Origin of the sequence: Stenotrophomonas rhizophila (assembly GCF_003751305.1) — a bacterium.
GTDB lineage: Bacteria > Pseudomonadota > Gammaproteobacteria > Xanthomonadales > Xanthomonadaceae > Stenotrophomonas > Stenotrophomonas rhizophila_B.
Window position 1 is genome coordinate 611,279 of the sequence record NZ_RJKV01000002.1, and the last position, 20,780, is coordinate 632,058.

Genomic DNA, 20,780 nt, shown 5'->3' on the forward strand with positions numbered 1-20,780 from the left:
TCGATGTTGAACTAACGATGTCGCATCAATTGAGACTTAACGCCCACATTTCATACGAGCAATGTCGGGTTCGGCTCCATCTTGTGGAGCAGCTGTCGGTGGACGACCCGGAGTCCATGAATCCCCGTGCAGCTCCAGCATCTCCAGTGATCCTGTATACTCACCCCCAGTATAGTTAACCGGCCATTGCCCCATGCCCCATTCACCGCAGGAAAAAAAGCGCGTTCTCGCCCGGGTCCGTCGGATCCGTGGTCAGTGCGATGCGCTGGACCGCGCGCTGGAAGCCGGGGCCGAGTGCGGGCCGGTGCTGCAGCAGATCGCCGCGATCCGCGGTGCCGTCAACGGGCTGATGTCCGAAGTGATGGAAGCGCATCTGCGCGAAGAGTTCGGGCAGCCGGCCCAATCCGATGCTCAGCGCGACGAGCGCGTGCGCGAGATGAGCATGCTGATCCGGTCCTACCTCAAATGAGTGCGCGGACGACTGCGTGCTGCCACATTCTGTTCCCTGCCTTGGAGTGCTCCCCATGAAATCCCGTGCTGCTGTTGCCTTCGCCGCTGGCGAACCGCTGAAGATCGTCGAGATCGACGTCGCCCCGCCGCAGAAGGGCGAAGTGCTGGTCAAGATCACCCACACCGGTGTCTGCCACACCGATGCGTTCACGCTGTCCGGTGATGATCCGGAAGGTCTGTTCCCGGCCGTGCTCGGTCATGAAGGCGCGGGCATCGTGGTCGAAGTGGGCGAGGGCGTCACCAGCGTCAAGCCGGGCGACCACGTGATCCCGCTGTACACCGCCGAATGTGGTGAGTGTCTGTTCTGTACCTCGGGCAAGACCAACCTGTGCGTGGCCGTGCGTGCCACCCAGGGCAAGGGCGTGATGCCCGATGGCACCACCCGCTTCAGCTACAACGGCGAGCCGATCTACCACTACATGGGCTGCTCGACCTTCAGCGAGTACACCGTGGTGGCCGAAGTCTCGCTGGCCAAGATCCATCCGGACGCCAATCCGGAACACGTGTGCCTGCTCGGCTGCGGCGTCACCACCGGCATCGGCGCGGTGCACAACACGGCCAAGGTGCAGGAAGGCGATTCGGTGGCGGTGTTCGGGCTGGGCGGTATCGGCCTGGCGGTCATCCAGGGTGCGCGCCAGGCCAAGGCCGGCCGTATCTTCGCGATCGATACCAACCCCTCCAAGTTTGAGTTGGCCAAGCAGTTCGGTGCCACCGACTGCGTCAACCCGAAGGACCATGACAAGCCGATCCAGCAGGTCATCGTGGAGATGACCACCTGGGGCGTGGACCATACCTTCGAGTGCATCGGCAACGTCAACGTGATGCGTGCGGCGCTGGAATGCGCGCACCGTGGCTGGGGCCAGTCGGTGGTGATCGGTGTGGCTGGTTCGGGTCAGGAAATCTCGACCCGTCCGTTCCAGCTGGTCACGGGTCGCTCGTGGAAGGGCACCGCCTTCGGTGGCGTCAAGGGCCGCAGCCAGCTGCCGGGCATGGTCGAAGATGCGATGAAGGGTGACATCGAGCTGGCCCCGTTCGTGACCCACACGATGGGCCTGGACGAGATCAACGACGCGTTCGATCTGATGCATGAAGGCAAGTCGATCCGCTCGGTCGTACATTTCTGAGCCACTGCGGGCGGCGCGTGGTCCGCGCCGCCCCTACGGAGAACCATCATGGAACGCATCGAACATCGCGCCGCCTCCGGCGGCTGGCAGGACGTGTACCGCCATACCTCGCAGGTACTGGGGTGCGACATGAACGTCGCCGTGTATCTGCCGCCGCAGGCCGCCACGCAGAAGCTGCCGGTGCTGTATTGGCTCAGCGGGCTGACCTGCAACGAACAGAACTTCATCACCAAGGCCGGCGCGCAGCGTTATGCCGCCGAACATGGCGTGATCCTGGTCGTACCGGACACCAGCCCGCGCGGCGATGATGTCGCCGATGCCGAGGGCTACGACCTGGGCAAGGGGGCGGGTTTCTATTTGAACGCCAGCGAGCAGCCGTGGGCGGCGCATTACCGCATGTACGACTATGTGGTGGAGGAGCTGCCTGCCTTGATCGAGGCGCATTTCCAGACGACGGGTGCACGCAGCATCAGTGGCCACTCGATGGGGGGGCATGGTGCGCTGGTGATCGCGTTGAAGAATCCGGGGCGCTACAAAAGCGTCTCGGCGTTTTCGCCGATCGTCGCGCCGACCCGCGTGCCGTGGGGCCAGAAGGCGTTCACCGCGTATCTGGGCGAAGATCGCGCCCGCTGGGCGGCGTGGGATGCCAGCGAGCTGGTGGCCACGGCTACCGAGCGCCTGCCGTTGCTGGTCGACCAGGGCGGTGGTGATGAGTTCCTCGACAACCAGTTGCAGCCGCAGTGGCTGCAGGCGGCGTGCACTGCGGCCGGTCATCCGCTGACGCTGCGCCTGCAGCCCGGTTACGACCACAGCTACTACTTCATCAGCAGCTTCATCGGCGAGCACATCGCGCACCACGCCAAGGCCTTGTACGCCTGAGGCAGACCGTTTGGCCACCCGCTGGGCAACTGCCTGGCGGGGCGGTTGGAGGCTTCAGGTCGACGGCTTTTCGCGCTTGCGGAACAGCAGGTAGGGCCAGATACCGATCAGCCCCAGTGAAATGACCGTGCCGCAGACCAGCGCGACCGCCGAATTGCCTGGCGCGGTCCATACCGTGGCCAGGAGGATGAGAGCGAAGACGATTGTCGGTCCGCCGAACATGACCATCGCGAACGTCTTCACCCGCCCGCTGGTGGGCGCATTGGCCAGCTTTCCCACCATGTCGGTACCACCGAACGTCACCTGCAGCGCATCGTGCGTGGAGCGTGCCGGTTGCGGCCTGGCCGGCTCTGGCGGTGCCACCGGCTGGCGAAGGTCCATTTCCTGCGGGGCAGACGGCAGCAGGTCTGCCAGGTTGGTCTGTTCGACCAGGGCTTTGAGTTTCGGGTCCATAAGCATCCATGCAGCCAGCGTTGGCGGGCGGCACGATAACACCAGGCGTGGCGCCCAGGTAGTGCTGGCGGTCGGCCGCCACTACCTGGGCAACTTCAACCCACTCAACGTACGTTGCGCAGTTCCCAGTGACTGCCGGCCAGCATGCGCAGCCGCTGCTTGAACACGTCGCTGTCGATGCTGGTGGTGGCCACCAGATTGATCCGCAGATCGTCCTGCGCGCCGGTGACGGTGGCGGACGGATCGGTCGCGCCCCACTGCGGGTCAACGGCGTCGGGATCGTCCTGCTTGGCGCGCCAGCGGTCGAACAGCACCGTGGTGCGCAGGGCGTTCTGAAGTTCTTCGGCCAGGCCCGCCGCGCCCTGGGCGTGGAAGGACAGGTCCGGATCGTTGCCGCGTGCCTTGGCCGGGTCCGGCAGGCTGATGTCATAACTTGGCATGGTTACCTCCTTTGAATGCGGCAAGGCTGGCAGAGACCCGGTGCAATCCGCGTGCAGAACGCAGGTCAGGCGCTGAAGGTATGCGGCTCGTCGGCAAACCCGATCGTCACCGCGCCCTTGCCCACGTTGACCATGCCGGTCAGGCTCATCACCGCCTCGAACACATCCACGCCATGCGCCTGGCAGGTCTCACGCAAGGTGGCGTAGCCGGGCAGGGCCTGCAGGTCGGCCAGCTCGCCGCCGTAGCTGATGCACACGGTTGGCGTCATCAGGCCGCCCTTGACCCGCTGGCCGACGAAATCGAACAGTTTCTGCACCGCATTGTCGAAGCCCTTGATCTTGGCCACCGGCCCGGTCTCGCCGCGGTAGCCATGCAGCACCGGCTTGATGTCCAGCGCACTGCCCAGCGCGGCGCTGATCAGGCCCACGCTGCGGTCGCCCTTGTGCCGCGCACGGGCGCGCATGTAGTACAGATCGCGGGTGATCATGTAGCCGTGCACGTTGTGCGCCAGCAGCTCCAGCCGCTCGCGGATCTGCTGCACGCTCGCACCACTCTCGCGCAGGCGCACCGCTTCCACTGCGGTCACCCCCTGGGCGGCGAACAGGTTCTGCGTATCGAGCACGCGCAGCGCGAACGGCGAATTGAAGCCCGCTGCCTGCCGCACCGGCTTGTAATCGTTGAGGATCGCGAAGCTGGCCTGCATCGCGTTGTCGTGGATCGGGCTGCGGGTCTTGGTGATCGTCATGCAGAAGACATGGTCGTAATCGATCACCAGCTTGCCCAGGAACAGATCCCGGATCTGATTGACGCTGAACGGAATGGTCTCCGCCTCGGCGCCGTGCTCGGCAACGTGGGCGTGCAGAAAGCTCAGTGTCGCCTGTTCGTCGCGATGGTCGGCCAGCACGGCCTCGCCAATGCGGACGGTGATCGGCAGCAGCACGATGTTGTGTTGTTCAATGAAATCCTGCGGCAGATCGCACGCAGAGTCGACCACGATTCCGATGCGCATCCTGTGCCCCTCCGGCAGGTTGTAGGTTCGGAAACGTGAACGCTATCTCAAAATGAGATGTTTTGCCTGACCGGGGAGCCGGCCAGGGCTCAGCGGCTGCGTTCCACCGCCACCGGCAGGTCCTTGATCCGGGCCCATTCGCCCGTCTCGAGCAGGCTGGGATCGGCCAGCACCGCCTGCATCAGCGGGTGGGCGTCATTGCCCCAGAACAGTTCGCTGCCGATCGCCAGCGTCGGGACGCCGAACACGCCGGCGGCGAGGGCGGCATCCGTATTGCGGCGCAGCGCTTCCTTGACCGACGGCTCGCTGATCGCCGCGGCAACATCGGCGATGTCCAGCATTGCGCCGGGCAGGGCGAGGGCGGCCGCACTGTCACCGGCGTGGCCGTCGCGCCAGATCCAGTTGAACAGGAGGTCGACCGTCTCGTGACTGGCCCCGGCGGCCAGGCACAGGCGCAGGGCGGCCAGCGGATTGAACGGGTGGCCCGGTGGAAAACGCAATGTCACCCCGGCGCTGCGGGCCTGCCACAGCGCCTGGCGATAGGTGAACACCCGTTTGGCGGGGATTTCGGCAGGGCCCAGATTGCCCAGGTGATGCAGCACCGCGCCGAAGGCGATCGGTACCGGGATGATGCTCTTGTACTGCGGCAGGGCCTTGAGCTGCTGCCAGTGCAGGTAAGCAAACGGTGAGACGAAATCGAAATACCAGCGCAGGGCCATGATCGGGGGCTCACGTTGCAGGGCGGCAGTGGTGCAGATGACAGGGCCGCCGCAGGCAGCGGCCCTGTGCAGGGACTCAGCGCGAGTATGCGCGCGGTTCGGTCGACGCCGGCGCCTGGTAGCGGTCGCGCAGCTCGGTCTGGCGCGACCGCATCGGCATCGCGCGGCCGCCCAGCCAGACCTGCTCGGCGTAGTGCCCGACATCCAGCGGATCGCCTTCCCACAGCACCAGATCGGCCAGCTTGCCCGGCTCGATGGTGCCAAGCCGGTCGCCGACGCCCAGCGCCTGCGCCGGCACCCGGGTCAGGCCCGCCAGGCCATCATCCCAGGGCAATCCGTTGGCGACCGCATTGCCGGCGAGCTGGCGCATTTTGCGTGCGTTGTGCGAGGCATCGTCGCGCTGGGCGAAGCTGACCTGCACGCCGGCCGCCTTCAAGCGCGCGGCGTTCTGCAGGGTCGCGCCGAGCTGGTCGAAGCTGCTCGGCAGATTGCCCAGCCCATCGACGAACACCGGCACGCCGGCCTGGGCCAGCTGCGGGGCCAGACGCCACGCCTCGGCACCGCCGGCGATGGCGATCTTGACCTTCTCGCGGGTGGCCCAGCGCAGCAGTTGGCGGATGTCGGCGGCACGGTCGACCTGCACCACGATCCGACCCTGGCCGGCCAGGTAACGCGCCAGCGTGGCGCGCCCGGCGGGTGTGAGCAGGGCATGCGGCGAGTCGGCCGGGACGCGGCCCCGTGCTTCGCTGACCATCTGTTCCAGCAGCATCCACTGCGCGGCCCGAGAGCTGCCGGTCAGCTCGGCGCCGGAAGCGCCAAGACGGATGAACAATGCCAGCGGGCCGACCGGGTCGGCGCTGCCATCCAGCCGCATCACCCCGCCCTGGCCGGCGATGAAGCCGCCGCCGGTGTTGGCGCCCAGTACGGTGAAGCCGATGCCATCCAGCCGCGCGACCGGGATCAGCACCGAGTCCGGATTGAAGGCCAGGGTGACGTCGAATTCCGGGCGCAGCGGCTGGTCCTCCAGCTTGAGCGTGCTGTCCACCGTGGCCGATTCACCGGAGACTTCCTCAATGCCGATATCGGTGATGCCGCCGAACAGCGCCGGGGTGAGCGGCTTGCCCGCGGCCTCGACCACCGCTACACCGGCCGGTGCGGACAGGCCGGGACCGACGGCCCGGATCACGCCGCCCTGGATCAGCACATCGCTGTGGGCCAGGCTGCCGCGTGTGGCGGCGGTGTGCACCGTGGCGTTGCGGATCAGTAGATCCTGGGCGAACAACGACGGTGCCACGCAGGCTCCGGCAATCAACAGCAAGGCCTGCGGAAGCAGACGCACCGAGGCGCGGCGGCTCATGGGCGTGCCTCCTGGCCGAGCATGAAGTCCGACAGCGGCTGCCGCCTCACGTCCTGCCGGTCATAAACCTGATGGCCATCGACGTAGACCTTTTCGGCCAGCGCGTAGGAACTGAAGGGGCTGCCGTTCCAGACCACCACGTCACCCATCTTGCCGGCCTCCAGGCTGCCGGTCTGCTTCTCCACACCCAGCGAGCGCGCCGCGTTGGAGGTCAGCCACATCATGGCGCGCTCCGGGGCGATCTCGATGCCGGCACGGCGTGCGTTGGCGATCACCTTGGCCGCTTCCTGGTTCAAGCGCTGGATGCCCTCCGGGGAATCGGAATGCACGATCGCGCAGCTGTTGGCCGGCCGGTCGACCAGGGCGATGTTGTCCTGGATGCCATCGAAGGCCTCCATCTTGAAGCCCCACCAGTCGGCCCACAGCGCACCGCACACGCCTTCCTCGGCGAGCCGGTCGGCCAGCTTGTAGGCCTCCACCGCGTGATGGAAGGCGGCGATCTTGAAGCCGAACTCCTTGGAGAGATCCAGCATCGTGGCCATCTCGTCGGCGCGGTAGCAGTGGATGTGCACGCGGATGTCGCCCTGGATCGCGCCGGCCAGCGTATCCAGCTTGAGATCGCGCTTGCCGCCACTGTCACCGGCGCTGTCGCCCTTGTCATCGCCACTGAACCAGCGCTTCTTCTTCGGCTGCTTCGGGGTGTTCTTGGCGATGTATTCGCTGGCATCGATGAAGGCCGCGCGGTAGCCGGCGACGTTGCCCATGCGCGTGCCCGGCGCGGTGCCCTTGCCGCCGTACACGCGCTTGGGGTTCTCGCCGCAGGCCATCTTCAGACCCCAGGGCGCGCCGGGGAACTTCATGGCTTGGTAGGTCGTCGCGGGCACGTTCTTCAACGTCACCCCGCGGCCGCCGACCAGGTTGGCCGAGCCGGGCAGCACCTGCATCGAGGTCACGCCGCCGGCCAGTGCCGCGGCAAAGCCGGGATCCTGCGGCCACACCGAGTGCTCGGCCCAGACATTGGCGGTGACCGGGGCGGTCATCTCGTTGCCGTCGCTGTGCGCGCTCACGCCCGGGCTGGGATACACGCCCAGGTGCGAGTGCACATCGATGATGCCGGGGGTGACCCATTTGCCCTGGCCGTCGACGCGGACCGCGTCGGCCGGCGCGCTCAGGCCGGTGCCGACCGCCGCGATGCGGCCGCCCTGCAACAGCACATCGGCGTTGTCCAGGCGCACGCCGGTGCCGGTGAGCACCGTCGCGTTGCTGATCAACACCGGGGCAGAAGCGATCGGCGCATAGGTGCTGGGGTAGGGATCCTGGAGGAAGCGCGACGCGGCGGGCGCCGGCGCGGACACGATCGACATCAACGCCAGGCCAACGCCGACGCTCAACAACTTCTGCATGGTTCTCCCCGAGCCGCATGGACACAATCCATCGACGCTAGCCGGGAGAGGGGCGGCTTGCCAAGTGACCTTTTGCATAGCTTTATCAAATGAGACTTAACGCTTTTACAAGAAACAATTGTGAACTTTTCATGAATTTTTTCGGTTAGGCTCAAGTGGTGCGTTGGAGCGGCCGATAGTCCAGCGGGCATGTTTCATGTCCGCACCTCGCCCCCATGCCAAAACACGAAACAGACCAAGGAAGTTCTCCGTACATGATCCTGCATTCGAAGTCCCGCGCGGCCTCCCGCCGCCTCTCGCCGTCCCTGTTGGCCTCGGCCATCACCGGCACCCTGCTGGCCGCCATTGCCGTCCCGGCCCTGGCCAGCCCAACCAGCGATGTGCTGCAGCGTTACCAGCAGCAGCGTGCCGAACAGTCCGCCGCCTTTGGCCGTGAACTGCAGACCGCCTCGCTCGCCGCCACCTTTGCCATTCCGGCAGCGTCGGCTGGCCCGAACGCAGCCCTCACCACCCCGCGTCCCAGTTCCGTTTCCAACGGCCCGGTCATGGGTGAGCTTGGTGATCTGGAAAGCTGGCGCAGTGCTGAGTTCAACGCCGATTGGGGCCTGGAAGCAATCAATGCCGACGCTGCGTACGCGCGCGGGCTGACGGGCAAGGGCATCCGCCTGGGCGTGTTCGACAGCGGTACCGGCCTTGACCACGATGAGTTCGCCGGCAAGGACCACCGCAGCATCCATCTGGCGGATGTGCTGCCCGACGGCAGCCTGTGCGGCAATACGACCGTTGTGGATGGCCCGGACGCATGCTTCAGCAGCGATGGCGACCAGGTGGCGGTTGACTACCAGATCATTGATCCAGCGTATGCGGCGCTGCTCAACAGGAACGGCTACTACGAAGGCGCCAGCTATCAGATTCACGGTACCCATGTCTCAGGTACCATCGCCGCCAACCGTGACGGCAGCGGGACCCATGGTGTGGCATTCGGTGCCGATCTGAGCGTAGCGCGCTTGTTCTCCAACAGTGTGAGCTACCTCTCGGTGGTCAACATCGGTGGCAACCTTTACCTGGATTCGCAGAACGTCGCCGGGATCGGTGCATCCGATTCGATCTACCCGCAGTTGTACGCTCAGCTCAACGATCAGGGCACGCGCGCGGTGAACCACAGCTGGGGCCTGGCCAACGAGCCGGACAGCGCTGACATGCTGGACATGTACCAGTCGCATCCGCTGTTCGCCGATGCATTGGCTGCCATGGCCGAAGGCTCTCGCAGCCGCGGTTTGATCCAGGTATGGGCCGCAGGCAATACCGACGCGCCCAATCCCTCTCCGGAGCAGGCGCCCATCGCCGGCATGTATGCCTCGCTGCCGCGTGCCATCGCCGATATCGAGCAGTACTGGCTGGCCGTGGTCAACGTCAACCAGGACAGTGAGCTGAGCAACAGCTCGATGCGCTGCGGACTGGCGGCCAACTGGTGCCTGGCGGCACCGGGGTCTGTCATCACGTCCACGGTCTATGGCGCCGACTCGCAGATCGACGCCGATCTGTACGACGAAGGCGGTAATCTGGTCCTGGAAATCAACGGCCAAGTCCCGACGTATTCCTACCGGGACCTGAGCGGCACCTCGATGGCGGCCCCGCACGTCACCGGTGCCCTCGGCCTGCTGTTCGAACGCTTCCCGTACCTGAGCAACGCGCAGGTCCGCGACGTGCTGCTGACCACCGCCACCGATCTTGGTGCCGCCGGCGTGGACGACGTCTACGGCTGGGGCCTGATGAACCTGGCCAGCGCGATCGAAGGCTACGGCATGCTGCGCGTCGACACCGACGTGGTCATGAACCAGAAGGCCGGCGGCCTGAAGGTGTGGGAAGGCGATGCGTGGGACGACTGGACCAACGACATCGGCGGCCCGGGCAAGCTGACCAAGTCCGGTATCGGCTGGCTGCGTCTGAGCGGCGACAACACCTTCAACGGCGCGATCGTGCGCGAGGGTGTGCTGGAGCTGGACGGTGCCAATGCACTGACCGCCTCGGTCGATGTGCAGGGTGGCCAGTTCCTGCTCAACGGCAGCCTGGTGTCCACCACGCTCAACAGCCTGGGCGGCAGCAGCGTGATCTCCACCACCGGCGTGCTCGATGGCTCGGCACTCAATGTGACCGGCGGTTCGGTCACGTTCAATGGCCTGCAGCGCGACGGTGACACCACCGTCGGCAGCGGCGGCAGCTTCGTGCTCAACGGCCGTCTGGTCGACAGCACGCTGACCTCGGCCGGCACCACCCGCGTCAATGCCGGTGCGCTGCTGGACGGCTCGGACCTGTTCGTCACCGCTGGCACCGTGTCCTTCAACGGCGTGCAGCAGGACGGTTCGACCGTCGTCGGCGCCAAGGGCACCCTGAAGGGTGTCGGCACGCTGGGCAGCACCCGCGTTGAAGGCATCATCGCGCCGGGCAACTCGATCGGCACGCTGACCATCAACGGCGATTACGTGCAGACCGCCACCGGCGTCTACCAGGCCGAACTGGCCCCGGGCAGCCGCAGCGACGTGCTGCGCGTCACCGGCCGCGCCACGCTGGACGGCACCTTGAAGGCGCTGCCGGAAGTGGGCGTCTACTACCTCGGTGAGCAGTTCAACTTCCTGCAGGCCGCTGGCGGTGTGAACGGTCAGTTCGCCACCACCGACTTCTCCGCGTTCTCGCCGTTCCTGCAGTTCAGCCTGGCCTACACGGCCAATGGCATGAGCATCGGCGTCACGCGTGGCAACTCGCTGGTCAGCGCGGCGGTCACTGCCAACCAGATCGCTGTGGCCACCAGCGCCGACGGCCTGGGCGTCAACCAGGGTCTGCCGAAGCCGCTGACCCAGCTGTTCCCGGCCCAGGTCGGTGCGGCGCTGGACGCGCTGAGTGGTGAAATCCACGCCGCCACGCCGATGGCGCTGGTGGAAAGCAGCCGTTACCTGCGGGATGCGGCCCTGAGCCGTGCCGTGGGCGTGCGTTCGCCGGCTGCCGGCGATGATGCTGCCGCCGGCGGTGCATGGGTGCAGGCGATCGGTGGCAGCGGCAAGCTTGATGGCGATGCCAATGCCGCGCGTACCGATTCCAACAGCAATGGTCTGCTGGTCGGTGCCGACCATGTGTTCGGTGGCGGCTGGCAGGTCGGCGCGCTGGTCGGTACCGGTCGCACCGACATCAAGCAGGCGGCGGGCCGTGGTGCCCGTTCGGAAATCGACAACACCCATTTCGGTGCGTATGTCGGTAATCAGTGGGGTGCGTTCGGTCTTCGTGCCGGTCTGGGCTATTCCCGCCATGACGTGGACAGCAAGCGTCAGCTGACCTTCGCCGGCTATCAGGATGCGCTGTCGGCCAAGTACGACGCCACCACCCGCCAGGCCTTCATCGAAGGCGCGTACCGCTTCGGCGGTCGCGAGGCGGGTCTGGAGCCGTACGTGCAGTTCGCCCGCGTTGAGGTGGACGTGGACGGCTTCGCCGAACAGGGCGGCGCCGCAGCACTGAACGGTCAGGTCGCCGACACGAGCACCAACGTGGCGACCGCCGGCGTGCGCTTTGACAAGGGCCTGAAGACGTCCTGGCAGCAGGAAAGCTGGCTGCACGTCCGCGGTGGCGTCGGCTACCGTCGTGCCTCCGGTGACCGCAGCCAGGTCGCCGATCTGGCCTGGACCGGCGGCAGCAGCTTTGCTGTCAGCGGTGCGGCGATCGCCGACAACGCGGTGGTTGCCGAGCTGGGCCTGTCGGCCTGGTTGAGCCCGCGCAACCAGCTGGAGCTGGGCTACAACGGCACCTTCGGTGATGACGCCCGCGACCGAAGCGTCACCGCGCGCTGGTCCGTGCAGTTCTGATCCAGCGGTACCGGTAAACGGAAAAAGGCGGCCATTGGCCGCCTTTTTCTTTGCATTGGCCTTGCGGCCATGACCACATGGATGCGGTGGGCGACCCCGTTCGCGGCCGGTTTCGACGCCCGTGATCCGATCGGGGCCTTGCTGTTGGTCGCCGACCAGCCGATGATCCTCGATGGAGTGAACACCAAGGCCTCCGATGCCGGGGTCAGCGCCCAGTTCGTCGAGAACCATATCCAGATCGGTATCGAGGCGCTTAAGCTTATGCGGCGCAACGGCGAGTCGGTCCGCCACCTGCGCTTTGACGAGTAACGGCAATGGAACGGGTGGGCGTCTTGGGGCGCCCCCTACAGGGGTAGTGAATGGACGTGGCGGCACAAGTAGTGGAATTCTGGCGCGACGCTGGACCGCAGAAGTGGTTCGCGCGCGATGACGCGTTCGATGCGCGCTTGCGCCAGCAGTTCCAGGAAGAACATTTCGCTGCCGCCCGCCGCGCCCGCGAGCATTGGCTGAGCAGCGCCGAGGGCGCGCTGGCGCTGATGATCCTGCTCGACCAGTTCCCGCGCAATTGCTTCCGCGATACCGCGCACTCCTACGCCACTGATGGACTGGCGCGTCACTACGCGATGCGCGCGGTGGAGGAGGGCCTGGATCTGCAACTGGTTCCCAAGCTGCGTGCCTTCATCTACCTGCCGTTCGAGCACTCCGAGGATCCGCAGGACCAGGAGCGTTCGGTGGCGATGTTCGATGTGCTGGGCGACAAGGAATACCTGCAGTACGCCGAACTGCACCGCGACGTCATCCGTCGGTTCGGGCGCTTCCCGCACCGTAATGCGGTGCTGGGTCGGATGCCGACGCCGGAAGAGCTGGATTATCTGGCCGAGGGCGGATTTGCGGGGTGAGATATGAACATTAGGCCGAAGCAGCGGTGGCGAGAGCACGCGTGGGTTTCCTTGGGCGCCTGAGGAGGCGCTTGCGGGGCGCGCCATAAATCAGTCTTGGAGCAACCGGGTTGAACAGGATTTCCATCTCCGTTCTTCCAATCGCTTTCCTTCGGCGTGGGTGTCAGTCGTTGGCTGCGACCCTTTCATGTTTGTCCGCCGAGTTCCCATCTGACAGGGCGCATGCCCGCTCTTTCATTTCGCAAGCGCGGATTGAGGATGACCTAAGGCCGAACGATGATCCGCGCCGGCTCTCCACACCTGTGCCACCGGATTCCGAACCGATGCAGGGATTGGTCCTTTCGAAAATGAGGGGCATTAGAACGACGGTTCGCGATGATTACGTAGGGAATTTCATGCTCCAGCTGGTGCTGGCAGAAAAGTGTAGGTTTCTGAGGCAGCTCCTGTCTTTCCATACGTTCTGCAGTTAGCTTTTGCTGCCGAATTTTGTCCGAAGTCAACCCAAAACTCTTCCTCCAACTCAGAGGCTTGGCCGCGGAACTCTGTGGAGCCTTGAGGCCCATATATACGCATCTCCCGTGCAAGGAATAATCGGGAGGGGGAGCGAGCGTCGAGTAGAGCCTTGCACAACCAGCGAGCTACGAGCACTTGTCTTGCGATACGTGTGGCCTCAAGCATTCCTCTATCCGCAATCTCATGGAAACTAGTTTCATTTCCATGCCCAAAGTACTTGTGGCGTACTGAGAACACCTGATGACAGGCTATCTGAAGGTCGCGAGAGTTCGGTAGGTCCGCCGCCGAAATCGCTTTCTTTGCTTTTTCTAATTCATGAGTTTCTGTAAGCGCCTCAATACCCTGATAGAACTGCATGTATGCGGCATCGATGAGACCGGGCAATGAATCTTCCATGGCCAGCATTCCCATCCCGCACAAATAGTGGCGAGTTGCCACCAAAATGACTCCAGGCTTGGAGGCCGCCTCGACCAGCCAAGTGAAGTCGTGCTGAGTTTTATCATGGGCTATGCCACGTTCGTCAAGTTCAAAGGCTACTCCACGGGCGAACGGGCGTCTCGCCGCTTCCAATACGATGCCTTCATGGTCGTCTTCGAACCTTATTATGCGCGCTGCCAGCGGGTGATCGACGCAAATTGATAGTGCGGTCAAATAGTCTAAAACCGCATTAATTTGAATTTGAATAGGGAGGTGTGGCGAGAATGTCCCCCTGATTTTTAGCTTTGGCTCAGGGCTGCGCCATTGTCTGATGACTCCGCTGAGTGATGCTGAGTTGTCGATTCTTACTGGATGAGGTAGTTGAAGCGAAAAATGCTGCTCAATAAATTCGATCGTCTGGTCGGTCATCATGAACGCTACGAGGTCGATCTCGTAGTGGCCATGGCATTCAACCTTGGCCTCAGCTAGGCGCTGATTGACAAAGGTGTCCCAAGAGCGGTAATTAAGTGCTGACATAATTAAATTTGAGAAGTCATTGATTGCACACCTTAGCTTGGTTGCCGGGGGTTTTGCGCCTCATCTATGGAAATCGATAGGGCATTTCTCTCAAATAGATTCCGTTTCGAAATATTTCGTCAAAAAAAACGCCGGCAATGCCGGCGTTTTTCTTGTCCCGCAACGCGCTGAAGATCAGTACTTCGGCACGCCGTTGTCCACCTCGTTCGACCACGCGTCGATGCCGCCGGTGATGTTGGACACCTTGGTAAAGCCCAGGGCGCGGAACTGCTCGGCGGCCTGCGCGCTGCGGCCGCCGTGGTGGCACAGGAAGGCCAGCGCGGTGTCCTTGGGCAAGGCTTCCAGGCGGGCGCGGTTGTCACCGTCGAAGGTTTCGAACGGGGCGTTGATCGCCGCGATCGCACGCTCGTCGGCGGGGCGCACGTCGACCACGGTGATGCTGCCGGCGCGGAGCTGGTCGTCGGCGTCGCGCACGCTCAGTTCCTGCACGGCCTTGGGCGCGTTCGGGTTGTCGATCGCCAGGCCCTTGCCACGGATGTCGTCGACCCAGTCGATGGTGATGCCTTCGGCGCGTCGCGCGCTGGCCAGATCGAACTGCACGCGCAGGCCGTTGGATTCGGCGGCGATCGCGTTGTCGTCGTGCGGGGCCAGCTGGAAGTTCGGCTGGAAGCGCGCGTCGATGCCCAGCTGCAGTGAGGCACCCGGGGAGTCGGCGAGCGCGCCACGCAGCATTTCCACGGCGGCCGGGGTCACGGTGATACGCGGCGGAGTGCGGTCAGGGGCGGCCAGGCCGAGCACGCTGCTCAGCTCACCGTTGCCGGCCATCTGCAGGATGATGTCGCTGCCACCGATCAGCTCGCCGTCGATGTACAGCTGCGGGATGGTCGGCCACTCGCCATAGGCTTTGATGCCTTCGCGGATGTCCGCGTCGGCCAGCACGTTGACGTGGTCGAACTCCACGCCCAGGTCCTGCAGGGCGCCGACGGCCTTGGCCGAGAAACCGCACTGCGGCATGCTCGGCTGACCCTTCATGAACAGCACGACGCGGTTGGCGTTGAGAATGGATTCGATGCGCGAGCGCAGGGCGGGATCAAGGGACATGACGGTCGGGGTCCGGATATGCGAACCGCCTATTCTACGCGGCATGGCATCATGGGGCATGACCGTACCGGAAACGTTGCATCGCATTCCCCGGCGCCCTTGGCGCTGGGTGCCGTGGCTCGTGCTGTCACAGGCGCTGGTGGTAGGGGTCTGGGTGGCTTGGGGCTGGCGCTACGGCCTGCCAGTGATGGTGGCCACGCATGCCCTGTTCATGGTGCCGGTATTCCTCCCCAACAGCCGCTTCTATGCCCCGGTGCTCAGCCGCCTGCCCGGCGACGCCCGCCAGGTCTGGCTGACCATCGATGATGGCCCGTCGGCGGAAACCCCGGCGGTGCTCGATCTGCTGGACCGCTATGAGGCCAAGGCGACCTTCTTCCTGGTCGGCGAGCGCGCGCAGGCGCAGCCGGACCTGGTCCGCGCGATGCTGGCCCGGGGGCACAGCCTGGGCAACCACAGCCACCGCCACCCGCAGGCGCGTTTCTGGCGGCTGGGGCGGCAGGCCATGGCGGCGGAGATCACGCAGTGCCAGCAGGCCCTCACCGCGATCGCCGGCACGCCACCGCGCTGGTACCGCTCGGTGGTCGGGATGACCAATCCGTTCGTGGCCCCTGCGTTGAAGCAGTGGCAGCTGACCCGGGTCGGCTGGAGCGCGCGGGGTTTCGACGGGGTGGATTGCACGCCCGATCAGGTGGTCGAGCGGATCACGCGTGATCTGGCGCCGGGCAGCATCGTGCTGCTGCATGAGGGCGCTGCACATGGCCACAACCTGGTGATCATCGAGGCCGTCCTGCAGGCGGTGCAGGCCCGTGGCCTGCACGCCGGGCTGCCGGACTGAGGCCGAGGCCTACGCCGGCGGGAGTGCGGGGATCAGCTCAGGGAGCCGATGATCATCAGCAGCACCACCCCGAGCATGCTGCCGATCGAGATCACCAGGCCGAGGATCGCGAACACGCGGCGGCGGTCTGCCTGAAATGCACCGGCGACGCCCAGGCCGAAGGCCACCAGCTGCATCAGTGCGGTGCACATCAGACCGAGGCCGACCAGGATCGCCGACATCGAGGTCTCCTCCATGCCGCCGGGCGTGGTGGTCTCGATGACGCCGGCCAGGACGATCAGCCCCAGCATCAGCAGTGCGCCGCCCACGGCAGTGATGAACGAGGCAATACCCATGCCGGAATGGGGAGAATGCGGGGTGTGCATCCGGGTTCCTTGTCGATGCGGTGAAAGAGTGACTCAGTGTGCCGCAGGCAGTGCGCCTGCAGCATCGCTCGGCGGATGCGATGTCCGCCATTGGTCGCGGATCCAGCCGCCCAGCGACAGCTGGGCGATCACCAGCCCCAGTGTCGCCAGCAGCGCGATGATCCCGAACAGCCTGCGGCGGCGCGGCTGCAGAACGCTGCCCAGACCGAGCAGCGCCGCCAGAATGGCCAGTCCGATACTGCTGCCGAGCAGCGCCGCCAGCGACCACGGCAGTTCGCGCATGGCCGCGTGTTCGGGCGCATGCGCGTAATGCATGCTGAGGAGCAGCAACAGCAGGCCGCAGGCACTGACGACCAGCGCGGCGATGCCCAGCGCGGAATGTCGAGTCTGTCTTTGCATGGGCGGCTCCGTGCCGGAAAGGGGGGCGAGTATGCGCGCGTGCGGTCGGCGGCGCGAGCCACGGCGATTACGCAGCGAGCGGACGATCGCCGACGATCAACCAGTTGTTGAACGGCGTATTGCCATACAGGGGTGTCATCCGCAGGTGCAGCCCGGCGGTTTCCAACGGGGCGCGCACGCTCTCGGCGTCGGGATAATGGCGTGGGCGCGTGCCCATCCAGCCCACCAGATGCGCGAGCATGTCGGTGATCCGCGTGGTGCGGTCGCGGCCACTATGGTCAGCCAACGTGGTGCGGATCACCAGCCGCGCCCCGGGGGCCACGCGCGCGGCGGCGTCGAGCAGCAGTTGCGTCTGCCCGGGCGCGGGCAGGTACTGCAGCACGTCGAGCAACGTGACGTTGCCGTGGTGGGCGGGCAGGGCGGCACTGGCATCCACGCAGGTGAAGGTGGCCTGTGGCAGCGCGGCACGCGAGCTGGCCTGCTCGGCGCGGGCGACCTTGCCAGCGTCGATGTCCACACCGTGATACGCAAGTGTGCTGCCCTGCTGGCGCAGCACGTGGGCCAGCAGCCCCAGGCCGCAGCCGATATCCAGCAACGGCGCCGCGGGCGCATCGTTCAACGCGGCGAGCACGCCGGGATACAGCGGATCACTGCCGAGCTTGCCGCGGCTGTAGTAATAATCGCGGCGATTGCCGAAGCGCTGCGTCGGCAGGAACGCCGATGCGATCCGGCGGGCCTGCTCCCTGGCCAGCGGCAGCGTGGCCTCGCTCAGCGGGTCGGCTCCGCCCACAGCACGCGCGTCACTTCAAACGCGCGCTGATGCCACAGCGTGTACATCGTGGCGGACGGATGCAGACCATCCTCGGCCAGCATGACGCTCTCGCCGCCCAGTTGGCGGCTCAGGTCCGTGATGTCGACGAAGGCCACGCCATGTTCGGCGCAGATCGCCGCAGCAGCAGCGTTGTAGGCATCCAGTTCCTGCCCGATCCGCACACGGTCGCGGCCGGATGCCACGGCATAGGGAGTCACGCCCCAGTCCGGGATCGAAAGAACCAGCACGCGCGGTGCACGGTCGCCCGCGAAGGCAAGCGCCCGCTGCAGCAGGGCGGTGAAGCGCGGGCGGTACTCGTCCACGCTGCGCCCACGGTATTGATCGTTGACCCCGATCAGCAGGCTGACACACTCGAACGGCCCCTGAGGTGCGTCGGCGTCGATGCCGGCCTCAAGCTCGCCGGTGGTCCAGCCGGTGGTGGCGATGATCGTCGGGTCGTCCACCGCAACGCCGATGTCGCGCAGCGCCGCGGCCAACTGCATCGGCCAGCGCCCGGCCGGCTCGACGCCTTCGCCGATCGTGTAGGAATCGCCCAGCGCCAGGTACGGCAGGCCCATCAGGCCACCGCGCTGCGCGGCTTGAGCGGCACCACCTTGGTGTTGGCCTCGGCACGGCGTGCCAGGGCGCGGTCGATGCGCGCGAACACATCGCGCATCACCTCCGGCTCGGGCAGCAGGGTCACGCGGAAGTGGTGGCGGTAAGGCACGTTGAAGCTCGAGCCCGGGACCACCAGCACGCCTTCTTCGTTCATCAGTTCCAGCGCGAAATCATGGTCGTCGAAGCTGCGTGCCGCCGCACCGACCACCGCCGGGAATGCGTACAGCGCGCCGGCCGGGGCCACCAGCGACAGATGCTCGCTGGCGTTGCAGGCCTCGATCACCGCGCGGCGGGTTTCATACAGACGGCCACCGGGTGCGCACAGCGGCGAGATGGTGTCCGGCCCGTTGACCGCCGCATCGATGGCGTACTGGCCCGGCACGTTGGCGCACAGGCGCAGCGCGCTGAGCAGGTCCATCGCCGCACGGAACTCACCCAGCCGCTCGCCCGCGCCGGACAGCATCGCCCAGCCCACGCGCCAGCCGCAGGCGCGATGCACCTTGCTCAAGCCGCTGAAGGTGATGCACGGATGCTCGCCGGCCAGTGGCGCGACCGCATGGAACTGCGCGTCGTCGTAGAGGATCTGGTCGTAGATCTCATCGACCATCAGCAGCAGGTTGTGCTTGGCCGCGATGGCGACGATGCGCTCCAGCAGCTCGCGCGAGTAGCTGGCGCCGCTGGGGTTGTTCGGGTTGATCAGCACGATCGCGCGGGTGCGCGAGGACACCAGCGCCTCGATCTCGACCGGGTCTGGCTGGAAGCCGTTCTCCGGTGCGCAGCGGTAATACACCGGGCGGCCATCGTTGAGGATGGTCGCGGCCGACCACAGCGGGTAATCCGGCGAGGGCACCAGCACTTCGTCGCCCGGATTGAGCAGGGCGCGCAGCGACAGGTCGATCAGCTCGCTGACGCCATTGCCGATGAACACCCGGTCCGGGTGCGCATCGGGTGCGCCGCGACGGGCGTAGGCGGCGGCGATGGCTTCGCGCGCCTCCGGCAGGCCCTGCTGGTGGGTGTACGGATCAGTGCGGCCCATGTCATCGGCGATCGCACGCTGCAGGTGCTCCGGCGCGCGGAACCCGAAGTTGCCCGGGTTGCCGATGTTGAGCTTGATCAGCTTGCGGCCCTGGGCCTCCAGCTCCCGCGCTCGTCGCGCCAGTTCGCCCCGGATCTCGTAGCGGACTTCGGACAGGCGCTCGCGGGTGGCGAGCGGCTTCAGCGGGGACGTGGACATGAACGGGCCGTCATTCAGGCATGGAAACCGCATGGTAGCGGAATTGTTGCGTTGCAGGGCAAGCGTTTCCGGCCCAACGCCCGGCCCTGCAAGGCAGTTGCAGATGAAAGGATTTCCGTCCGTCCACGCCTGCGCGGTCCCCCGCGCCGACGCCTGGTCGCCACACCCATTAGAATGGGCACGATGAGCGAACCCACTGATTACCTTGCCCTGCAGACCATTGGCTGGCCCTGGCCGGGCGGCCCGGAGCTGCCGGACTGGCAGGCCCTGTTCGAGCAGTTCCCGCAGGCGCGCCCGGGCCGGGTGATCGAGCAGCATCGCACCGGGTACATCGTCTCCGATGCGCCGGAAGCGGCAATCAAGACCGAATCCCCGCCGGAATGGCAGCGCCCACGCTTCCCCAGCCACGAGCGCGCGGCGGTCGGCGACTGGGTGCTGCTGGAGGGCATCAAGATCGTTGCCCTGCTGCCCCGGCGCACCGCGATCAAGCGCGGCGCGGCCGGCGAGCATTACCACCAGCAGGTGATCGCGGCCAACATCGATACAGTGTTCATCGTCTGCGGGCTGGATGCGGACTTCAATCCGCGCCGGATCGAGCGCTACCTGCTGCTGGTCGGCGGGGGCGGTGCACAGCCGGTGGTGGTGCTGACCAAGGCCGACCAGACTGAATACAGCCAGGATGCCCTGGACGTGCTGGAAGAACTGGCGGCGCAGAACATTCCGCTGCTGGCGATCAATGGCAAGGACCCGGCCAGCGCCTCGGCCCTGTTGCCGTGGCTCGCCGCTGGCCGGACCGTGGTACTGGTCGGCTCCTCCGGTGCGGGCAAGTCGACTCTGACCAATACGCTGCTCGGGCACGAGCGCATGAAGACCGCCGATGTGCGCGTCAACGACTCGCGCGGCCGCCACACCACCACCCACCGCGCGCTTATTCCTTTGCCGGCCGGGGCCTGCCTGATCGATACGCCGGGTATGCGCGAGCTCAAGCCGACCGGTGAAGAGGCACTGAGCGAAGGCGGTTTCTCCGATGTAGAGGCGCTGTCGGCGCAATGCCGTTTCCGCGACTGCGCCCACCAGCGTGAGCCGGGCTGTGCGATCCGCGCGGCCATCGATGACGGCACGCTGGATGAAGAGCGCCTGCTCAACTACTTCAAGCTGAAAGAAGAAGTGGCTGCCGCCGCGGCCAAGCTCGCCGTGCGCCAAGCGCAGCAGGCCATCGAGCGCAAGCACGTCGGCAAGGGCGCGCAGTGGCGCCCGGGCGGAAAGGGCGGCCGGCGATAGCTTTTGCTACTGTCCGTCCATGGA

The 20,780-nt window shown here is 65.8% G+C and carries 20 protein-coding genes and 1 pseudogene; 8 read left to right on the forward strand and 13 right to left on the reverse strand.

Annotated elements, in window-relative coordinates; genetic code table 11:
* Positions 1 to 193 precede the first annotated feature (193 nt).
* From EDF74_RS11270 to fghA, 3 genes are read left to right on the forward strand one after another with little or no spacing between them, the layout of a single operon-like run.
* On the forward strand, positions 194 to 469 hold the full coding sequence (locus EDF74_RS11270) for a metal/formaldehyde-sensitive transcriptional repressor (protein WP_019183747.1): 276 nt from the start codon (positions 194 to 196) through the stop codon (positions 467 to 469).
* A 55-nt stretch (positions 470 to 524) separates the two neighbouring features.
* Positions 525 to 1,634, forward strand: a complete 1,110-nt coding sequence (locus EDF74_RS11275; protein ID WP_123730210.1) for an S-(hydroxymethyl)glutathione dehydrogenase/class III alcohol dehydrogenase — start codon at positions 525 to 527, stop codon at positions 1,632 to 1,634.
* Positions 1,635 to 1,682: 48 nt separating this feature from the next.
* Positions 1,683 to 2,513, forward strand: a complete 831-nt coding sequence (gene fghA / locus EDF74_RS11280; RefSeq protein ID WP_123730211.1) for an S-formylglutathione hydrolase — start codon at positions 1,683 to 1,685, stop codon at positions 2,511 to 2,513.
* Positions 2,514 to 2,567: 54 nt separating this feature from the next.
* On the opposite strand, the gene EDF74_RS11285 is transcribed toward fghA, so the two are convergent.
* The 6 genes from EDF74_RS11285 to EDF74_RS11310 all read right to left on the reverse strand — a co-directional run bounded on the left by EDF74_RS11285 (position 2,568) and on the right by EDF74_RS11310 (position 7,895).
* Positions 2,568 to 2,966, reverse strand: coding sequence for a hypothetical protein (locus EDF74_RS11285; protein WP_123730212.1), 399 nt, complete (start codon positions 2,964 to 2,966; stop codon positions 2,568 to 2,570).
* Positions 2,967 to 3,070: 104 nt separating this feature from the next.
* Complete coding sequence (locus EDF74_RS11290; RefSeq protein WP_123730213.1) at positions 3,071 to 3,406, reverse strand: hypothetical protein; 336 nt, start codon at positions 3,404 to 3,406, stop codon at positions 3,071 to 3,073.
* Between the two features lie 65 nt (positions 3,407 to 3,471).
* The gene (locus EDF74_RS11295; RefSeq protein ID WP_123730214.1) at positions 3,472 to 4,416 is read right to left on the reverse strand and encodes a DegV family protein; all 945 of its coding nucleotides are present in this window, start codon (positions 4,414 to 4,416) and stop codon (positions 3,472 to 3,474) included.
* Positions 4,417 to 4,505: 89 nt separating this feature from the next.
* The gene (locus tag EDF74_RS11300; protein WP_123730861.1) at positions 4,506 to 5,138 is read right to left on the reverse strand and encodes a 2-hydroxychromene-2-carboxylate isomerase; all 633 of its coding nucleotides are present in this window, start codon (positions 5,136 to 5,138) and stop codon (positions 4,506 to 4,508) included.
* A 73-nt stretch (positions 5,139 to 5,211) separates the two neighbouring features.
* Positions 5,212 to 6,492, reverse strand: a complete 1,281-nt coding sequence (locus tag EDF74_RS11305; RefSeq protein ID WP_123730215.1) for an amidohydrolase family protein — start codon at positions 6,490 to 6,492, stop codon at positions 5,212 to 5,214.
* Positions 6,489 to 7,895, reverse strand: coding sequence for an amidohydrolase (locus EDF74_RS11310; protein WP_123730216.1), 1,407 nt, complete (start codon positions 7,893 to 7,895; stop codon positions 6,489 to 6,491). The genes EDF74_RS11305 and EDF74_RS11310 overlap by 4 nt, the downstream gene beginning before the upstream one ends.
* Positions 7,896 to 8,149: 254 nt before the next feature.
* Between EDF74_RS11310 and EDF74_RS11315 the strand changes: the two genes are divergently transcribed.
* The 3 genes and pseudogenes from EDF74_RS11315 (at position 8,150) to EDF74_RS11325 (ending at position 12,645) form a co-directional block, all read left to right on the forward strand.
* Positions 8,150 to 11,746, forward strand: a complete 3,597-nt coding sequence (locus EDF74_RS11315; RefSeq protein WP_123730217.1) for an autotransporter domain-containing protein — start codon at positions 8,150 to 8,152, stop codon at positions 11,744 to 11,746.
* Positions 11,747 to 11,827: 81 nt separating this feature from the next.
* Positions 11,828 to 12,055: pseudogene (locus EDF74_RS11320) on the forward strand (AMP nucleosidase); the annotation flags it as partial.
* Between the two features lie 50 nt (positions 12,056 to 12,105).
* Complete coding sequence (locus EDF74_RS11325; RefSeq protein ID WP_123730218.1) at positions 12,106 to 12,645, forward strand: DUF924 family protein; 540 nt, start codon at positions 12,106 to 12,108, stop codon at positions 12,643 to 12,645.
* A 393-nt stretch (positions 12,646 to 13,038) separates the two neighbouring features.
* Here EDF74_RS11325 and EDF74_RS18125 read toward each other — a convergent pair whose 3' ends face one another.
* Together EDF74_RS18125 and grxD are read right to left on the reverse strand one after the other, a co-directional pair.
* On the reverse strand, positions 13,039 to 14,004 hold the full coding sequence (locus EDF74_RS18125; protein WP_148045947.1) for a hypothetical protein: 966 nt from the start codon (positions 14,002 to 14,004) through the stop codon (positions 13,039 to 13,041).
* A gap of 282 nt (positions 14,005 to 14,286) precedes the next feature.
* Positions 14,287 to 15,213, reverse strand: coding sequence for a Grx4 family monothiol glutaredoxin (gene grxD / locus EDF74_RS11330; RefSeq protein WP_121039705.1), 927 nt, complete (start codon positions 15,211 to 15,213; stop codon positions 14,287 to 14,289).
* A 58-nt stretch (positions 15,214 to 15,271) separates the two neighbouring features.
* On the opposite strand from grxD, the gene EDF74_RS11335 reads away from it, so the two are divergent.
* A complete protein-coding gene (locus EDF74_RS11335) occupies positions 15,272 to 16,048 on the forward strand; it encodes a polysaccharide deacetylase family protein (RefSeq protein ID WP_123730219.1) in 777 nt (258 codons plus the stop codon).
* A gap of 32 nt (positions 16,049 to 16,080) precedes the next feature.
* Here EDF74_RS11335 and EDF74_RS11340 read toward each other — a convergent pair whose 3' ends face one another.
* The 5 genes from EDF74_RS11340 to EDF74_RS11360 form a co-directional block, all read right to left on the reverse strand.
* Positions 16,081 to 16,383 carry a hypothetical protein gene (locus EDF74_RS11340; RefSeq protein WP_260232248.1) on the reverse strand — a complete coding sequence of 101 codons (303 nt, stop codon included), beginning with the start codon at positions 16,381 to 16,383 and terminating at the stop codon, positions 16,081 to 16,083.
* A gap of 63 nt (positions 16,384 to 16,446) precedes the next feature.
* Positions 16,447 to 16,812, reverse strand: coding sequence for a hypothetical protein (locus EDF74_RS11345; RefSeq protein WP_123730221.1), 366 nt, complete (start codon positions 16,810 to 16,812; stop codon positions 16,447 to 16,449).
* 67 nt (positions 16,813 to 16,879) lie between these two features.
* On the reverse strand, positions 16,880 to 17,563 hold the full coding sequence (locus EDF74_RS11350) for a class I SAM-dependent methyltransferase (RefSeq protein ID WP_184997290.1): 684 nt from the start codon (positions 17,561 to 17,563) through the stop codon (positions 16,880 to 16,882).
* Positions 17,564 to 17,580: 17 nt separating this feature from the next.
* Positions 17,581 to 18,201 carry an SGNH/GDSL hydrolase family protein gene (locus EDF74_RS11355; RefSeq protein ID WP_123730223.1) on the reverse strand — a complete coding sequence of 207 codons (621 nt, stop codon included), beginning with the start codon at positions 18,199 to 18,201 and terminating at the stop codon, positions 17,581 to 17,583.
* A complete protein-coding gene (locus tag EDF74_RS11360; RefSeq protein ID WP_123730224.1) occupies positions 18,201 to 19,475 on the reverse strand; it encodes a pyridoxal phosphate-dependent aminotransferase in 1,275 nt (424 codons plus the stop codon). The genes EDF74_RS11355 and EDF74_RS11360 overlap by 1 nt, the downstream gene beginning before the upstream one ends.
* 183 nt (positions 19,476 to 19,658) lie before the next feature.
* Here EDF74_RS11360 and rsgA point away from each other — a divergent pair, with 183 nt between their 5' ends.
* Positions 19,659 to 20,756 carry a ribosome small subunit-dependent GTPase A gene (gene rsgA / locus EDF74_RS11365; RefSeq protein WP_428999154.1) on the forward strand — a complete coding sequence of 366 codons (1,098 nt, stop codon included), beginning with the start codon at positions 19,659 to 19,661 and terminating at the stop codon, positions 20,754 to 20,756.
* Positions 20,757 to 20,780: the final 24 nt, after the last annotated feature.

Bases quoted from the DNA above. Each gene is read 5' to 3' on its own strand.
- EDF74_RS11275 (WP_123730210.1), top strand. From the start codon at position 525: ATGAAATCCCGTGCTGCTGTTGCCTTCGCCGCTGGCGAACCGCTGAAG.
- grxD (WP_121039705.1), bottom strand. From the start codon at position 15,213: ATGTCCCTTGATCCCGCCCTGCGCTCGCGCATCGAATCCATTCTCAAC.
- EDF74_RS11310 (WP_123730216.1), bottom strand. From the start codon at position 7,895: ATGCAGAAGTTGTTGAGCGTCGGCGTTGGCCTGGCGTTGATGTCGATC.
- EDF74_RS11285 (WP_123730212.1), bottom strand. From the start codon at position 2,966: ATGGACCCGAAACTCAAAGCCCTGGTCGAACAGACCAACCTGGCAGAC.
- EDF74_RS11305 (WP_123730215.1), bottom strand. From the start codon at position 6,492: ATGAGCCGCCGCGCCTCGGTGCGTCTGCTTCCGCAGGCCTTGCTGTTG.
- EDF74_RS11360 (WP_123730224.1), bottom strand. From the start codon at position 19,475: ATGTCCACGTCCCCGCTGAAGCCGCTCGCCACCCGCGAGCGCCTGTCC.
- EDF74_RS11290 (WP_123730213.1), bottom strand. From the start codon at position 3,406: ATGCCAAGTTATGACATCAGCCTGCCGGACCCGGCCAAGGCACGCGGC.
- fghA (WP_123730211.1), top strand. From the start codon at position 1,683: ATGGAACGCATCGAACATCGCGCCGCCTCCGGCGGCTGGCAGGACGTG.
- EDF74_RS11315 (WP_123730217.1), top strand. From the start codon at position 8,150: ATGATCCTGCATTCGAAGTCCCGCGCGGCCTCCCGCCGCCTCTCGCCG.
- EDF74_RS11335 (WP_123730219.1), top strand. From the start codon at position 15,272: ATGACCGTACCGGAAACGTTGCATCGCATTCCCCGGCGCCCTTGGCGC.
- EDF74_RS11340 (WP_260232248.1), bottom strand. From the start codon at position 16,383: ATGGGTATTGCCTCGTTCATCACTGCCGTGGGCGGCGCACTGCTGATG.
- EDF74_RS11295 (WP_123730214.1), bottom strand. From the start codon at position 4,416: ATGCGCATCGGAATCGTGGTCGACTCTGCGTGCGATCTGCCGCAGGAT.
- EDF74_RS11345 (WP_123730221.1), bottom strand. From the start codon at position 16,812: ATGCAAAGACAGACTCGACATTCCGCGCTGGGCATCGCCGCGCTGGTC.
- EDF74_RS11270 (WP_019183747.1), top strand. From the start codon at position 194: ATGCCCCATTCACCGCAGGAAAAAAAGCGCGTTCTCGCCCGGGTCCGT.
- EDF74_RS18125 (WP_148045947.1), bottom strand. From the start codon at position 14,004: ATGACCGACCAGACGATCGAATTTATTGAGCAGCATTTTTCGCTTCAA.
- EDF74_RS11325 (WP_123730218.1), top strand. From the start codon at position 12,106: ATGGACGTGGCGGCACAAGTAGTGGAATTCTGGCGCGACGCTGGACCG.
- rsgA (WP_428999154.1), top strand. From the start codon at position 19,659: ATGAGCGAACCCACTGATTACCTTGCCCTGCAGACCATTGGCTGGCCC.
- EDF74_RS11355 (WP_123730223.1), bottom strand. From the start codon at position 18,201: ATGGGCCTGCCGTACCTGGCGCTGGGCGATTCCTACACGATCGGCGAA.